Source organism: Streptomyces sp. Pv4-95 (assembly GCF_045782725.1).
GTDB lineage: Bacteria > Actinomycetota > Actinomycetes > Streptomycetales > Streptomycetaceae > Streptomyces.
The window spans coordinates 4,555,798-4,571,254 of record NZ_CP127172.1 but is presented as its reverse complement, the minus strand read 5'-3'; the positions used below and the strand labels follow the sequence as shown (position 1 = coordinate 4,571,254).

The 15,457-nt window shown below is 74.0% G+C and carries 12 protein-coding genes; all 12 read right to left on the bottom strand.

Going from position 1 to position 15,457, the window contains the following annotated elements; translation table 11 throughout:
* Positions 1 to 157 precede the first annotated feature (157 nt).
* Positions 158 to 1,708 (bottom strand): NADH-quinone oxidoreductase subunit N, encoded by a 1,551-nt coding sequence (locus QOM21_RS20010; protein ID WP_407551942.1) that lies wholly within the window; start codon positions 1,706 to 1,708, stop codon positions 158 to 160.
* Complete coding sequence (locus QOM21_RS20005; protein ID WP_407551940.1) at positions 1,708 to 3,372, bottom strand: NuoM family protein; 1,665 nt, start codon at positions 3,370 to 3,372, stop codon at positions 1,708 to 1,710. The genes QOM21_RS20010 and QOM21_RS20005 overlap by 1 nt, the downstream gene beginning before the upstream one ends.
* A gap of 99 nt (positions 3,373 to 3,471) precedes the next feature.
* Positions 3,472 to 5,469 carry an NADH-quinone oxidoreductase subunit L gene (locus tag QOM21_RS20000; RefSeq protein ID WP_407551938.1) on the bottom strand — a complete coding sequence of 666 codons (1,998 nt, stop codon included), beginning with the start codon at positions 5,467 to 5,469 and terminating at the stop codon, positions 3,472 to 3,474.
* A complete protein-coding gene (gene nuoK / locus QOM21_RS19995; protein WP_407551936.1) occupies positions 5,466 to 5,846 on the bottom strand; it encodes an NADH-quinone oxidoreductase subunit NuoK in 381 nt (126 codons plus the stop codon). The genes QOM21_RS20000 and nuoK overlap by 4 nt, the downstream gene beginning before the upstream one ends.
* Complete coding sequence (locus tag QOM21_RS19990; protein ID WP_407551934.1) at positions 5,846 to 6,454, bottom strand: NADH-quinone oxidoreductase subunit J; 609 nt, start codon at positions 6,452 to 6,454, stop codon at positions 5,846 to 5,848. Before QOM21_RS19990 ends, nuoK begins: the two co-directional genes overlap by 1 nt.
* On the bottom strand, positions 6,451 to 6,975 hold the full coding sequence (locus QOM21_RS19985; protein WP_407555733.1) for a NuoI/complex I 23 kDa subunit family protein: 525 nt from the start codon (positions 6,973 to 6,975) through the stop codon (positions 6,451 to 6,453). The genes QOM21_RS19990 and QOM21_RS19985 overlap by 4 nt, the downstream gene beginning before the upstream one ends.
* A gap of 110 nt (positions 6,976 to 7,085) precedes the next feature.
* On the bottom strand, positions 7,086 to 8,051 hold the full coding sequence (locus tag QOM21_RS19980) for a complex I subunit 1/NuoH family protein (protein WP_407551932.1): 966 nt from the start codon (positions 8,049 to 8,051) through the stop codon (positions 7,086 to 7,088).
* Positions 8,048 to 9,469: an NADH-quinone oxidoreductase subunit C gene (locus QOM21_RS19975; RefSeq protein WP_407551930.1), complete on the bottom strand. Its 1,422-nt coding sequence runs from the start codon at positions 9,467 to 9,469 to the stop codon at positions 8,048 to 8,050. The genes QOM21_RS19980 and QOM21_RS19975 overlap by 4 nt, the downstream gene beginning before the upstream one ends.
* The gene (locus QOM21_RS19970) at positions 9,466 to 10,239 is read right to left on the bottom strand and encodes an NADH-quinone oxidoreductase subunit B (RefSeq protein ID WP_407551929.1); all 774 of its coding nucleotides are present in this window, start codon (positions 10,237 to 10,239) and stop codon (positions 9,466 to 9,468) included. Before QOM21_RS19970 ends, QOM21_RS19975 begins: the two co-directional genes overlap by 4 nt.
* A complete protein-coding gene (locus QOM21_RS19965; protein ID WP_407551927.1) occupies positions 10,230 to 10,631 on the bottom strand; it encodes an NADH-quinone oxidoreductase subunit A in 402 nt (133 codons plus the stop codon). Before QOM21_RS19965 ends, QOM21_RS19970 begins: the two co-directional genes overlap by 10 nt.
* Before the next feature lie 194 nt (positions 10,632 to 10,825).
* Positions 10,826 to 12,457 carry a hypothetical protein gene (locus tag QOM21_RS19960; protein ID WP_407551925.1) on the bottom strand — a complete coding sequence of 544 codons (1,632 nt, stop codon included), beginning with the start codon at positions 12,455 to 12,457 and terminating at the stop codon, positions 10,826 to 10,828.
* Positions 12,458 to 13,832: 1,375 nt separating this feature from the next.
* Complete coding sequence (locus tag QOM21_RS19955; protein WP_407551923.1) at positions 13,833 to 15,200, bottom strand: EsaB/YukD family protein; 1,368 nt, start codon at positions 15,198 to 15,200, stop codon at positions 13,833 to 13,835.
* Between the last annotated feature and the right edge of the window lie 257 nt (positions 15,201 to 15,457).

The following is a 15,457-nucleotide window of genomic DNA, read 5'->3' as shown; positions in this document are numbered from 1 at the left end:
CCCTTGTGCACGGGGACGGGGCCAGGTGGGGCACCCGGGTCGCGTCGTGGAGCATGCCCGATGTACCGCCGTACGGGTGAGCGGCGACGCGCTGCGGCCGACGTGGTCCGGCTTCAGCTGAAGTCGGACCGCGTCGGCCGCAGCGGAGCTCCGTCGGCTAGAGCAGGGCTCCGGAGGCGAAGCGCAGGACGAGCTGCGGGTAGCCGGAGAGCGCGATGCCGAGGACCGTGGCGAGGGCGATGGCGGCGGTGAGGGCGGCCGGGATCCGGGGGCGGGCCGGCTGCGGGGCCGGTGCTCCGTCCGCTGCCTGCGCGGCACCGTCCTTGGCGGTCGCGGGGCCCCGGAAGAGGACCGCGGTCCACTGGAGGTAGTAGTAGAGCGCGATCACGACGTTGACGGCCATGATCACCGCGAGCCAGCCCAGGCCCGCGTCGACGGCCACGGAGAAGACCGTGACCTTGGCGAACAGGCCGATGATGCCCGGCGGCAGTCCGGCGAGGCAGAGCAGGAAGAAGCCGAGGGCGAGGGCGGCAAGCGGGCGCCGGGCGTACAGGCCGCGGTAGTCGCTGATGCGGTTGGCCGGGCTCGTGCGGGCCACCAGGGCGGCGACCGCGAAGGCGCCGAGGTTCACCGCCGCGTACATCAGCGCGTAGGCGACCGTGGAGCCGATGGCCCGCGCCGGGTCGTCGGCGTATCCGGCGGCCCCGATGGGGACCAGGAGGTAGCCGGCCTGACCGACCGAGGACCACGCGAGCAGCCGCACGGCGCTGTGCGCCCGGTCCGGCTTCTGGCGCAGCGCGGCGACGTTGCCCACGGTCATGGTGAGCGCGGCGATGACGGCCAGCGCGGGGCCCCAGACGTGCGCGTACGAGGGGAAGCCCTCGATCGCCACCAGGATCAGGCCGGAGAAGCCGACCGCCTTGCCGATGACCGAGAGGTACGCGGCGATCGGGAGGGGCGCGCCGACGTAGGTGTCCGGCACCCAGAAGTGGAAGGGCGCGGCCGCGGTCTTGAAGGCGAAGCCGACCAGGGTGAGGGCCACACCGGCGGTGGCGAGGGTGGCCAGCCGGGGGTCGGGGAGGTCGGTGAGGGTCTGCGCCACCCGGGCGAGGTGCAGGCTGCCGGTGGACGCGTACAGGAAGCTCACGCCGAGCAGCATCACCGCGGTGGCCGCCACCGAGGACAGGAAGAACTTCAGCGCGGCCTCGGAGGAGAGGCGGTCGCCGCGCCGCAGGCCGACCAGAGCGAAGGCGGGCAGGGAGGCGACTTCGAGGGCGATGACGAGGGTCGCGAGGTCCCTGGAGGCGGGCAGCAGGGCGGCACCGGCCGCGGAGGAGAGCAGCAGGAACCAGTACTCGCCGGCGGGCAGGTCGTGGTCCTTGATGGTGTCGATCGACAGCAGGGCGGTCAGCAACGCCCCGGCAAGCACCAGGAATTGGATGACGAGGGCGAAGGGGTCGGCCACGTAGCTGCACACATCGGGGGCACCGGTGAGGCAGAAGGTGCGGCGGTCGTCGCCCAGGAGGGGCAGCAGGGAGAGCGCGGCGAGGGCGAGACCCGCGGTCGCGATCCGGCCGAGCAGCGGCTTCCTGGCCACCGGGAGGAACAGGTCGGCGACGAGCACCACCAGGGCGACCGCCGCGGCGATGGTGGGCGGCGCGACGGCGAGCCAGTCGACGGACTGGACCAGGGAGGTCATCGAGCTCATCACTTACCGCCTCCGAGGAGCTGCTGGACGGCCGGGTCGGTGAGGCCGAGGAGGGCCGCGGGCCACAGTCCGGCGAGGACGGTGAGCGCGGCGAGGGGGGTCCAGGCCGCGTATTCGTAGCGTGCGATGTCGGGGATGTGGGGCGCGGCCGGGGCCGCGGCTTCCGGGGTGGCCGCTTCGGCGGAGGCTCCGCCCCCGGAGGCGGTGCCGGCTGCTGCCTCCGATGCCGTCGCGGGTGCCGCGGAGGGCAGCGAGCCGCCCATGCAGACGCGGCGGACGACGAGCAGCAGATACGCGGCGGTCAGCAGGGTGCCGAGACCGGCCATCACCATGAACGTCAGGAAGGCGGGCCGGCTGAGGCCCTCGGCCGGCCGGAACGCGCCGAACATCGCGAGCATCTCGCCCCAGAAGCCGGCCAGGCCCGGGATGCCCAGGGAGGCGACGGCGCCGAAGGCGAGCAGGCCGCCGAAGCGCGGTGCCCTGCCGTACAGGGCGGCGCCCGTCTCGCCGGCGAGGGAGTCGAGGTCGGTGGTGCCGTAGCGGTCCTTGAGCGCGCCGACGAGGAAGAACAGCAGGCCGGTGATGAGGCCGTGCGCGATGTTGGCGAACAGCGCGCCGTTGACGCCGGTGGGGGTCAGGCTGGCGATGCCGAGCAGGACGAAGCCCATGTGGCCGACGGAGCTGTAGGCGATCAGGCGCTTGAGGTCTCCCTTGGCGCCCCTGCGCACCAGCGCGAGGCAGGCGAGGGATCCGTAGACGATGCCGATGGCCGCCAGCGCGGCGAGGTACGGCGCGAAGGTGTGCATGCCCTCTGGTGCGATGGGCAGCGCGATGCGCACGAAGCCGTAGGTGCCCATCTTCAGCAGGACGCCGGCCAGCAGCACCGAACCGACGGTGGGTGCGGCGGTGTGGGCGTCCGGCAGCCAGCTGTGCAGCGGCCACATCGGTGCCTTGACGGCGAGTCCGATGCCGATGGCGAGCACCGCGAGCAGCTGGACCGTGTGGCTGATCTGGGACTTCGGGCCGTTGTCAGTGGCGAGTGCCACCATGTCGAACGTGCCGGACGTCACGCCGAGGAGGAGGAGGCCGAGCAGCATCACGACGGAGCCGAGCAGCGTGTAGAGGATGAACTTCCAAGCGGCCGCCTGCTTCTGCGCACCGCCCCAGCGGGCGATGAGGAAGTACATCGGGATGAGGACCATCTCGAAGGCGAGGAAGAACAGCATCAGGTCGAGGACGGCGAAGCTGGCGAGGGTGCCGGCCTCCAGGACGAGCAGCAGGGCCACGAATGCCTTGGGAGACGGGCCCTTCGGCATGTGGAAGTAGCTGTAGAGCGCGCAGAGGAAGGTCAGCAGCGCGGTCAGCACGACAAGGGGGAGCGAGATGCCGTCGATGCCGAGGTGGATGCGGATGTCCAGCGCGGGGATCCAGCTGATGTCGGTGGTGGCCTGCATACGGGCCGGGTGGTCGTGGTCGAAGCCGGCGGCCAGCGCGATGGACGCGGCGAGGACGGCGCCGGTGACGGTCACGCCGTGGCGCAGTACGGCCTGGTCGGGGTTGCGGCCGCGCAGACCCGGCGGGGGCGGCAGCAGAGCGCCGACGGCTCCCAGCAGGGGCAGCACGACGACGGCCGCGAGGAGGATCTGCAGAGCGGTGGGGTTCACGGGTCAGGCCCTCCTCAGGGTTGCGGCTCCGGCGAGCCCGGCCGCGGGGGGCGTCGGCCGGCGATGCGGGGCGCGTGCCCCGGGAGTGTGCGGCATCGGTCAGGCTCCCGTGCCCGTAGCGACGAGGACGGCGGCGACGGCCAGCACGAGCGAGCCCGCGACCAGGGCGCCGAGGTAGGTCTGCACGTTGCCGGTCTGGGCGCGGCGGACGGCGGCGCCCAGCCAGCGGGGGGCGGTGCCCGCGCCGCGTACGTACGTGTCGACGACCTCGCGGTCGAGGAAGCGGACGAGCGTGGCCGCGGCGCGCACGGGCCGGACGAAGAGGGCGGAGTAGACGGCGTCGAGGTGGAAGCCGACGGCGGCGTGGCGGTGCAGGCGGCCGAGGAGCAGCCGGCCGGGGTCGGCAGGGTCCGGGGCCGCGGCGATGTCGCCGTAGGCCGGGGCGTGGGTGTCGATGGCCGTCTCCTCGGCAACCGCGGGGGTGACGTCCGGGGTGGCGACGACCGCGCCGAGGGGGAAGCGTGCGGCGAGGGCGGTGGTGTGCCGCCAGGCCCCGTAGGTGACCAGGCCGCCCACGAGCGCGATGCCGGTGCCGAGGACGGAGGTGGTGAGGGTCGGGGCCAGCGAACGCCCGTCGAACCAGTCGGGCAGGAAGGGGGCGGCCAGGCCGAGCGCGGCGGTGGGGAGGAAGAGCAACCACAGCACGGCGTTCATGGAGATCGGCTGCGGGCCGTGGTCGGGGACCTCGGCGCCCTTGCCGCGGAAGGCGAGCAGCCACAGGCGGGTGGCGTAGGCCGCGGTGAGGAGGGCGGTGAGCAGACCCGAGATCAGGACGGTCCAGCCGGCGGCGCCGGGGATGCCGTGCGCGTCACCAGTGGCGGCGTGTTCGGCGGCGCCCAGGACGGCTTCCTTGGAGAAGAAGCCGGCGAAGGGCGGGATCGCGGCGAGCGCGAGCAGCGCGACCGTCATGGTCCAGAAGGCGTCCGGGACGCGCCGGGACAGGCCGCTCATCCGGGACATGGCGGCGAGCGAGTTGGTGCCCGCGGCGTGGATGATCACGCCCGCGCCGAGGAAGAGCAGGGCCTTGAACGCGCCGTGCGCGATGAGGTGGAAGACGGCCGCGCCGCGGTCGCCGACGGCCAGCGCGCCGGTCATGTAACCGAGCTGGCCGACGGTCGAGTAGGCCAGGACGCGCTTGATGTCGTCCTGGGCGAGGGCCGCGAGGCCCGAGCCGACCATGGTGACCGCGGCCATCACCGCGAGCACGACCAGCGCGGCGGCGGAGGCCGCGAAGACGGGGAGGAGACGGGCCACGACGTAGACACCGGCCGCGACCATCGTCGCGGCGTGGATCAGCGCCGAGACGGGCGTCGGACCGGCCATCGCGTCGGGGAGCCAGGTGTGCAGCGGGAACTGCGCCGACTTGCCCGCGACACCGGCGAGCAGCAGCAGCGCGATCAGGGTCGGGTGGTCCAGGCCGTCCCGGGCGACGGAGCCGAGGATGCCGGTGATGCGGAAGGTGCCGGTATCGGCGGCCAGCGCGAAGATGCCGAAGAGGAAGGGGACATCGCCGAGCTTGGTGACGAGGAACGCCTTGAGGGAGGCGGCGCGGGCGGCCTCGGTCTCCCAGTAGTGGCCGACGAGGAAGTAGGAGCAGATGCCCATGACTTCCCAGCCGACCAGCAGCATCATCAGGTCGCCGGTGTAGACGACGAGCAGCATCGCGGAGGTGAAGAGGGAGACCAGCGCGGCGTAGGAGGGGTAGCGCGGGTCGTCGCGCAGGTAGCCGGTGGAGTAGATCTGCACGCAGGTCGCCACGCAACCGACCAGGACGGCGAGCAGCGCGGCGAAGCCGTCGATGTGCAGGGCCAGGTCGATGGGGATCGAGCCGGTGGGGGTGAGCTCCACGGCGACGTCGGTGGACGGGCCACCGCCCTGATCGACGGCTACGGAGATGGCGAGTGCGGCCGCGGCCAGCGTCGGCAGGACGGCCAGCGGGCGGACGAAGCCGGGCGCGCGCCGGCCCAGGAAGAGGCCCGCGAGGGCCCCGAGGAAGGGCAGGAGCGGGACGAGGACGGCGGTGGTCGTGAGCGTCACGCGGTGGCCTCCGCCTTGGTGTCCGGCTGCGGCTGCTGCGTGTCCCCGTCCGCCGCGTCCGTCTCGACCGCCGTCTCGGAGAGGTCGCGGAGCCGGTCGATGTCGGAGCTGCCGCGGTTGCGGTAGACGAGCAGCACGATCGCCAGACCGATGCCGATCTCGGCGGCGGCGATGGCGATGGTGAAAAGGGTGAGGGACTGGCCGGCGTGCAGGGTGTCGCGCAGCCAGACGTCGAAGGCGACGAGGTTGAGGTTGACGGCGTTGAGCATCAGCTCGACGGACATCAGCACCAGGATCGCGTTGCGGCGGGCGAGCACGCCGTACAGACCGGTGCAGAAGAGCAGGACGGCGAGGACGGCCGGGTAGGCGAGATGCATCAGCGCTGGTCCTCTCGCGTGGCGGGAGCCGCACCGGCCCCGGGCGCGGTCGGCGCCGCGCCGGTGGCCGCGCCGTTGTCCCTGCGGGACAGCACGATCGCGCCGACGAGCGCGGCGAGCAGCAGCACGGACAGCGCCTCGAAGGGCAGTACCCAGTGCTGGAAGAGGGAGCGGCCGGAGACCTCGGTGGAGCCCTGGGAGGGGCCGTCGAGGTTGATCCAGGTGGCGCGGAAGGCGTCCACGACGACCCAGACCAGCGCGGCGGCCGAGGCGACGGCCACCGTGAGCGCGGCCCAGCGGTTGCCCGAATCGGCGTCCGGGGAGCGACCGATCGGCGCCTTGGTGAGCATCAGTCCGAACAGCAGCAGGACGACGACGGAACCGACGTAGATCAGGACCTGCACCCAGGCGATGAACTCGGCCGTGAGCAGGAGGTATTCCACGGCGATCCCGCCGAGGGCGACCACCAGCCACAGCGCGGCGTGCACCAGCTGGCGGGTGGTGACGGTCACCACGGCCGCGCCGAGGGTCGCGATGCCGACGAGCAGGAAGGCGATCTCGACACCGGTGGGCGACAGGAAGCCGTGGCTTGCGGCGGCGAGCGTCACGTTCCCTCCCCGGGGGTCTCCTGTGGTCCTTGCTCCCGGTCCGCCTCGGCCTGCTGCTGGGCGGCGAGCTTGTCGGCGGCCTTGCGGGCGGCGGCGATTTCCTTGGGCTCCTCGGCCGCCGGGTCGAGCGCGGGCGGTTCGGGGACCGTCCACATCCACTCGCGGAGCTTGTCGCGCTCGTGGGTCAGCTCGTGGATGTCGGTCTCGGCGTACTCGAACTCCGGGGACCAGAACAGCGCGTCGAAGGGGCAGACCTCGATGCAGATGCCGCAGTACATGCACAGCGCGAAGTCGATCGCGAAGCGGTCCAGTACGTTGCGGCTGCGCTCGCGGCCTCCGGGGGCGGCGGGCGGCACCGTCTCCTTGTGGGAGTCGATGTAGATGCACCAGTCGGGGCACTCGCGGGCGCACAGCATGCAGACCGTGCAGTTCTCCTCGAACAGCCCGATGACGCCGCGGGTGCGCGGCGGGAGGTCGGGCTGGACATCCGGATACTGCTGGGTGACCGTCCGCTTCGTCATCGTCCGAAGGGTGACGGCCAAGCCCTTGGCGAGCCCGGATCCGGGGAAGCCGGACTTCTTCGCGGGCTTGCCTCCGGTCGTGCCGTGGGCATGCTGGTGGTCCGAGGCCATCAGGAGATCACCACCTTGACGACGCCGGTGAGGGCGATCTGGGCGAGGGCGAGCGGGATGAGGACGGTCCAGGCGAGCTTTTGCAGCTGGTCCTCGCGGAGGCGGGGGTAGGTCACCCGTAGCCAGATGACACCGAAGGCGAGGAGCGCGGTCTTCAGCAGCGTCCACAGCCAGCCGAGGCCGTCGGCGCCGGACGGGCCGTGCCAGCCGCCGAGGAAGAGCACGGTGGTCAGGGCGCAGAGGATGACGATCCCGGCGTACTCGGCGAGCAGGAAGAGCGCGAAGCGCAGGCCGGTGTACTCGGTGTAGGCGCCGAAGATGATCTCGGAGTCGGCGACCGGCATGTCGAACGGCGGGCGCTGCAGCTCGGCGAGGCCGGCGGTGAAGAAGACCAGTCCGCCGACGATCTGCCACGGCACCCACCACCAGTGGAAGGCCTCGATGATGCCGGGCAGCGAGACCGTGCCGGCGGCCATCGCGACGGACGCGGCGGCGAGCAGCATCGGCAGCTCGTAGGCGAGCAGCTGCGCGGCCGTGCGCAGGCCGCCGAGCAGCGAGAACTTGTTGGCCGAGGCCCAGCCCGCCATCAGCGAGCCGAGCACGCCGACCCCCATGACGGCGAGCACGAAGAAGATGCCGGCGTCGACGACCTGTCCCACGGCGTTGCCGGGGCCGATGGGGATGGCGACGAGGACCAGGAGGTACGGCAGCAGGGCGACGGCGGGCGCAAGCTGGAAGATCCGCCGGTCGGCGCCGGCCGGGACGATGTCTTCCTTCTGCACGAACTTGACGCCGTCGGCGACGAGTTGGGCCCAGCCGTGGAACCCGCCCGCGTACATCGGGCCGAGCCGGCCCTGCATGTGCGCCATGACCTTGTGCTCGGTCTGCCCGATGACCAGCGGGAACACCAGAAAGATCACGAAGACGGCGACGAGGCGCAGCGCGATGTCGAGAGCGTCGCTCACGGGGCGTTGCCTCCTGCCGGGTCTTCGGGGGTGGTCGGGGGGTGGGAGGAGCCGGGATCCGGCTCGGGGGCCTGCTCCGTCTCGGGCCCGGGCTCTCCGGCCCGGTCCTGGGACGGAGCCGGCGCCGCGGGTTTGTCCTGCCGCGGGGCCGACTCGGGATCCGGTTCCGGCTGCCCGTTTTCCTCCGGCTCACGGGGCTGCGCCGGCTTCGGGTCGTCGAAGGCGGGGCGCGCGTGGTGCCACGGCGCGTCCGCGGCCGGGGCCGCCTCGGCCGGGGCGTCGGCTTCCTTGACGGGGGTTTCCTTGGCCGGTGCCGCCTCGCGTGCCGAGACCTCGGCCGCGGCAGCCTCCGCCGCCCCGGCCTCGGCCGCGTCCGCCTGACCGCTGCCGGCCGGTTCCTCGCTCGCCGCAGGGGTACGGGGTTCCGGGCGCTCGGTGCGCGCGGGCGGCTCGGCCGCCGGCGCGGACTCTGCCGCAGCGGCCTTGGCCGCCCCGGAAGCCGTCGCCTCGGTGGCGGTCGGTTCGGCGGCCGCCTCCCGCTGGCCGGCCGAGCCTGCGCTCGCCGTCCTGGTACGCCGTGCCGGGCGCTCGCCCGCGGCAGCACCCGCCGCGCGCGCACCGCCCGCCGCACGCGCACCACGAGCCGGCCGCGCGGGCGCGGGCGGCAGCTGGCCCTTCAGCGGGCCCCACTCGTTCGGGTCGGGGACGCCGGGCGGCAGCATCTGCCGGCGCTTGGGCCCGCCGTGCTCGGACTCGCCCGGCTCCTTCGCGCCCGGCCACGCCTTCACGACGCGGGCCGCCAGCACGAAGTCCTTGCGCAGCGGGTGCCCTTCGAAGTTCTCCGGGAGCAGCAGGGGCACGAGGTGCGGGTGGCCGGTGAAGTCGACACCGAACATCTCGTGGGTCTCGCGCTCGTGCCAGCCCGCACCGGCGAACACGCCCACAGCGGTGGGCAGCGCGGCGCCGTCGTGCGGCACGGTCGTACGGACGATCAGCCGGCGGACGGCACCGGGGTGCGAGACATCGGCGAGGTGCGCGCAGATCCGGAAGCCGGTGGCCGGCTCGTCGACGGCGCTCAGCCAGTCGAAATAGGTGCAGCCGAGGTCGTCGCGGGCGGCGGTGAGCGCGGTCAGCCAGCCGTCGGCCGGTACGTCGACCGTCAGCAGGTCGTACGCCAGCTCGGCCGAGGCGCCGGTACCGAAGATCTCGCTCGCGGGACTCGGCAGCCAGCCGACAACGGGCTCGACGACGGGCTCGGGCTCGGGCTCGGGCTCGGGCTCGGCGGCAGCGTCCGCCGCGGCCTCCTCGCCGGCCGCGGCCTGCGGGGTCTCGTTCCCTTCGGGCTGCTCGGCCTGTCCGGGCTGCTCGGGCCCGTTGGGCTGCCCGGAGCGCGCCGGCTGCTCGGGCTGCTCGCTCATCGGGGCTCCTCCCCCGCCGTCTTCTTGCCGCTCTTCGCCTCACCGGTCACGGCATCACCCTGCGCGCCGGTGGTCGCACCGTCAGATGCCGCGTCGGTGGTCGCGGCGTCGCCCTGCGTACCCGCGGTGTTCGGCAGGGCCGGCGGCGTCACCAGGCCACTGCGCAGCGCGGCCGCCGAGGGCCGTCCGCCGCCGGCGGCGCCGCCGCCGCCGCTCGGGGCGTACCGCTCGCCCAGCGACTCGCGGGCGATCTTCTCCTGGAGCTTGAGGATGCCTTGCAGCAGCGCCTCCGGGCGCGGCGGGCAGCCCGGCACGTACACATCGACCGGGATGATCTGGTCGACGCCCTTGGTGACGGAGTACGAGTCCCAGTAGGGGCCGCCGCAGTTGGAGCACGCCCCGAAGGAGATGACGTACTTCGGCTCCGGCATCTGCTCGTAGAGGCGCTTGACCGCGGGCGCCATCTTGTCGGTGACGGTGCCGGAGACGACCATCAGGTCGGCCTGGCGCGGGCCGGGCGCGAACGGGATCACGCCGAGCCGGATGAAGTCGTGCCGTGCCATGGAGGCGGCGATGAACTCGATGGCGCAGCAGGCGAGCCCGAAGTTGAAGACCCACAGGCTGTAGCGGCGGCCCCAGTTGAGGACCACCTTCATCGGTTCCGGCGCCAGGCGGGCCAGTGTGCCCAGGCGTCGCGGCTCCGGCACGAACTGCGGGACGGAGCTCTCGGGCACGGCTGCGGAGCCGTCGGAGGCGGGGGTCACGTCCATTCCAGGACGCCCTTCTTCCATGCGTAGAGCAGGCCGACGGTCAGGAAGCCCAGGAAGATGAACATCTCCACGAGCGTCACGCCGCCGAATCCGGGGGCCGCGAAGACCGTCGCCCAAGGGAAAAGGAAGATCGAGTCGACGGCGAAGATGACGTACAGAAAAGCGTAGACGTAATAGCGGACCTGGGTGTGTGCCCAGCCCTCGCCCACCGGGTCCACGCCGCATTCGTACGTGAGCAGCTTCTCGGGTGTCGGCACGACGGGCCGCAGCAGCCGCCCGGCCCCGAAGGCCACGGCGACGAAAAGCACGCCGATCACGGCGATGATCCCCACGACCGAATAGGCCTGGAAATAGTCCGCGGCGATGGTGGTGCGTACGGTCGCGTCCGGCACGTCCGCCCCTCGCTCCCTGCTGCGCTTGTTCAACGACTTCGACGATCTGTACGGACGGGAGTCTAGGCCCTGCCCCGTGTGCCCCGAGCAGCCGCGTCAGGCCGACGGTGGGCTTGTCCCTACTTCGCCCTACCTGGGGGCCTGCGCCCGGTGGCGGCGGAGCGGCCCCGCGCGGCGGCGCGGGGCACCGCGCCTCAGTGGATCGGGCCGCCGTCGAACGGACTGCGCAGGTCGGGGCCACCGTCGCCGCCCGGAGTGGCGCTGCCCGCCCCGCTGCCCGTTTCGCTCGCGGCCGGGCGTTCCGCGACGCCCGACGACGGGAGCGGCTCGGCCGGCGCCGGCTGCCCCGCAACCGTGACGACCGGCAGCGGCTGGGTCTCCGCGACCGGCTGGGACCGCACCACCTGGGACTGCACCACGGGCGGGTGCTGTGCGCCCTGACCGTGCGGGGTCTGCGGAGTCTGCGAGACCTGCACAGCCTGCTGCGGCTGCGCGTTGTGCGGCATCGGCTGCCCGTACGGCTGGTACGGGGATTGCTGCTGGGCTTGGTGCGGCTGATAGGGCTGGTAGGGCTCGTACGACTGGGGCTGCTGCTGGGGGTGAGGCTGTTGCCCCGGAGCCTGGGCCCGGGCGTACGGCTGCTCGTACGGCTGGTGGGGCTCGTACGGCTGGTGTGCTTGGTACGGCTGGTGTGGCTGGTACGGCTGCTGGGGCGCCTGCGCATGCTGCGGTCCCCCCTGCGGCGGCGGAACCGGCGGGTGCGCCGGGGAGTGGGCCGTCTGCGGAGCCTGCGGCTGGGAGGGGTATCCCATGGCTCCGCCGGGGGGACTCGCCCCGGCCGGCGCCGACGGCGCGGCGGGCTGCGTCGGCACGGCACCCGGCAGCTCCCCGGACTGCTGCTGCCGCCTGCCCCGCTCCCGCGAGACCGCGCGGTCCATCGTCTCGGCCGCGATCCGCGCCGCCGCCTCACGCGTGCGCTCCCCCAGCAGCTCGGTGCGGATGGCGCCGCCCGCCGCGAGGTGGCGGTCATAGGGGAGGGGAAGGACCGCCGCGCCGCCGGCCCCGAGGTGCTCGGCGGCCTTGCGGACGTCGACGCCGGTGTCCGGGGACGAGTGGGTGAGGACGACCACCGTGGTCGGCAGCAGCCCGGGGTGCAGGCTGCCGATCCAGTCCACGACGGAGCGCGTGGCGGCCACGCCCTCCGGGGTCGCCGGGGTGACCAGGACACGTGCCTGCGTCGTCACCAGCGCCGTGCGCGCCACCTCCGCGGGCAGCGTCTCGCAGTCCACGACCGTGGTGGAGAAGTGGCGGCGCAGTGACGTCATCACGACCCGGTACGCGTCGAGGTCCAGCCGGGTCCCGATGGCGCCCTGGCTGCCGGGCAGCAGCCAGCCGCCTCCCGCGAAGGGCAGGAGATAGCCGGTCAGGTCCGTGATCAGCATCGAAGGATCGACGATCTGCGCGAGATCGCTGCCCGACCAGCGCACCTCGCGGGCGCCGAGCCGGTGCGGCAGGGTGCCGAGCGCCGGGTCGGCCTCGACGGCGAGCACGGGGTCGGAGCGGTAGTGCGCGTAGGTGAGCGCCAGCAGGGCGGCGACGGTGGACTTGCCCGCGCCGCCGCGGATGCTGGAGACGGCGATCTGCCTGCCGGTGGTCACGGGCTGCTGGATGGCGTGCGCGGCCCGGGTGACGGCGGCGGTCTCGGCCGCCGGGGACGAGGCGAACACCCGGCGCAGCGCCCGCCCGGCCCGCCGCGACAGCGGGTCGCCGCGGCGCGGCTTGGGCTGCCCGTCGGCCAGCTCGGGCGGCAGGAGCGGCACGGACACGGGCGTCCGCGCCGGCAGCCCGGACCCGTAGCGCCCGGGAGCGGGTGCCGCGGGCGACGGGCTCGGGGCAGGAGGGGCAGGAGGCTGAGCGGGCGGAAGGGCCTGGGCCGGTTGGGCCGGAGCCGGTTGGGCGGGGGCCGGAGCCGGGGGCTGAGGGGTGGTCGCCTGCGCCGACGGCGAGGGGATCTCGTTGGTGGCCGGGGACTCGTCGGCGAGCGGGGAGGGCTGGGGTGCGGGGGCGGCCTGGGCCGCTGTCTCGTCGAAGGCGGCAGGGGACGAGGCCGGAGACGGAGGCGAGGCCGGAGCCTGGGCCGACGCTTGGGCCGGGGCCGGCGCCTGCGTCGAATCCTGCGCCGAGTCTGCGCTCGCGGTCACGGCATCCACGGTCCCGGGCTCCTCCGCTTCGAACGTCGCCGTTCCGGTCGCAGCCGGAGCCGGAGCCGCAGGCCCAGCCGGTACCTGGGCGGCAGGTGCCTGGGCAGCAGGTGCCTGGGTTGCGGAAGGTGTCTGGGTTGACGGCTCCGCCTCCGGCGCCGACGCCGCGGCGGGCCCGGAGGGCGTCGGCAACGTGCCCGTCGGCCGGGACGCCGCGGCAGACGCCGAGGGCGAGGGCAGCGGGGCAGCGGGCCGCGGAGCCGCAACGGGCTCGGCGGGCCCTTCGACCACCGCGGACCGCGGCACTTCGCCCGTCGGCTCGGGCCGAGGAGCTTCGTCCGTAGGCCCGGACCGAGACGCTTCGCCCGGAGCCGCAGGCCGCCGCGCTTCGTCCGTAGGCGCGGGCAGCCGTCCGGCAGGTGCGTCGGCGGTGGGCATCGGCCGCGCCGGGGGAAGCGGTCCGGTGCCGCGTTCGGTCCCGGTCGCGACCTCGTTCATGCCGTCCACCGCAGCCACCTCGTTCGCCATGCCGCTCCACTCGCTCTTCTCACGCGCCTCAGGAGCCACGTTCATCACATCCACCGCACTCACACCCCCCTCCCGGTCGTCCAACGTGCCGTCGATCCGGGCACCTTGACGCCCCGGCACAGGGCGTTCCCGCTCGAACCGATCGGCCCGCTCCGGCTCTTCCGAGGGCGCGGGAAGGTCGGGTCTCCCGGAACGTTCCGGCGCCCCCGACGCTTTCGAAAGGCTCACCGGCCGAGGCGGCGACGGCGTCCGGAGCGAGGGCTCGGCCGGCTCGGCGAGTCCCGCGGGCCGGTGGCCGATCGGCCGCGAGGGCGCAGCGCTCCCGCCCGCGTCCGAACCGGCATCCGCGTCCGAACCCGCAACGGCTCCCGCGTCCACGCCGCGTTCCGCGCCCGCGCCCGCGCTCACGCGGGCCCCCGCACCGGCGCCCGCGTCCTCACCCACCGCCATGATTCCTCCACCGCCCTCTGGGTCAGAACGCGCCGAACAGCAGCCCGTAGACCCCGAAAGCCCCGAGGGACACCGGGATCAGCGCCACCACGCCGGTCGATTCGAGCAGGTCCAGCCACCGGCGCAGCCGCGCCCGCATGGTTTCCGGCACACGCACCGTCAGCACCACGACCGCGAGCCCGGCCAACGCGCACAGCGCGGCCAACGCGCCCGCCGGCGCGCCGCCGTCGTGCGCACACAGCAGAACGAGCCGTACGCACACGGCCGTTCCGGCTCCCAGCAGCGCGACGACCTCCACCGCCAGCGGATAGGCGCGGGCGCGGGAGAACAGCAGCCCGGCGAGCAGCAGCGCGACCAGTACGGTCCAGACGCTCGGCTCCCCCAGGGCCAGCACCCCCGCGGCGCCCGCCGAGACGGCCATCGCGACCGTGGCCAGGGCGAGTCCGCGATGTGTGGCGCCCAGCGCGGCCGCCGCCTGGTGCCTGCTGACCGGCGTACCACCGGAGCGCAGGTCGTCCAGCCGGGTCAGTCCGGCCCCGATGAGGGCGAGCCGCGGAAGGCTGCCGAGGACGACGACGGAGACGAAGCCGAGCGCCACGCCCGCCTGCGCCGGGCCGGCCGACGCGAGGCCCAGCTCCCAGGCGCCCACCGCGAGCGCGACCGAAACGGCGCCGATCAGGCCGCCGCGCCCCAGCGGGGTGCAGAGGCCGAGCAGGGCGAGCGCGGCCGCGACGGTGAGCCCGACGGTGGCCAGCCGGGCGCTGCCGCCGGAGGCCGCGTGCCAGGAGGCGATCACACCGAGCGTGCCGCCCTGCAGCAGCAGCGCGAGGCCCGGCGCACGGTGCCCCGGCCGGCCGGTGACCGCGCTGATCGCCGCTCCGGCGCCCGCCAGGACCGCCGCCGCGACGCCGAGCCAGAGGGCGACTGCGCCGCCCGGATACCAGGAAGCCGCGCCGATGCCGGCGGTCGCCGCGAGCAGCACGCCCGCCGTCACCACCGTCCAGGCCCTGCTCCGCGCGCCCCATCCCCAGCCGCGCACGTCCAGGGGGTCGGCCGCGTCCTCGGCGTGGTCGTGGTCGTGTCCGGCCGGGGCCAACACGCCGTCCTGCTCCCGTACGAGGCGCAGCACGGCGCCGTCGGTCACCCGCGCGGAGGCCAGCGAATCGTGCGGGGCGAGCACCGCGCCGTCGGAGGTGATCAGCCGTTGCGCGGCCGGGCCGCCGCTCGCCCGGTCACCGAGCAGCCGGAGAATGTCGGGCAGCAGCGCCCCGAGGGATTCGTGCGCGGGAACGACGAGCTCGATCCGGCGCCGGTCCCCGACCAGCGTCACCCGGCTGAGCCCGGTCCGCTGTTCCGCCCCGGCGCTCACGCCCGTACTCACACTCACCATGTCGACGCGGTCCCTGTGTTCTTGTCCGCGGGACCCGCTCCGGGCCGATGGAACGCGCGCGTCCGCCGGCCGACGGAGGAGGTGTCGCCCCAGCACCGGCAGGTCCGCTGCTCGTTGGTCCGCAGCGCGTGTCGCGGCCTGCGGCGCCGCACGGAGTCCGGCGGCAGCAACTCGCTGTCGTCACCCCGCGCCATCGGCCCTCGCCTCTCCCGTTCCTCCGCAACACCATACGGTCCCGTCGCCGCGCCGCGACCACC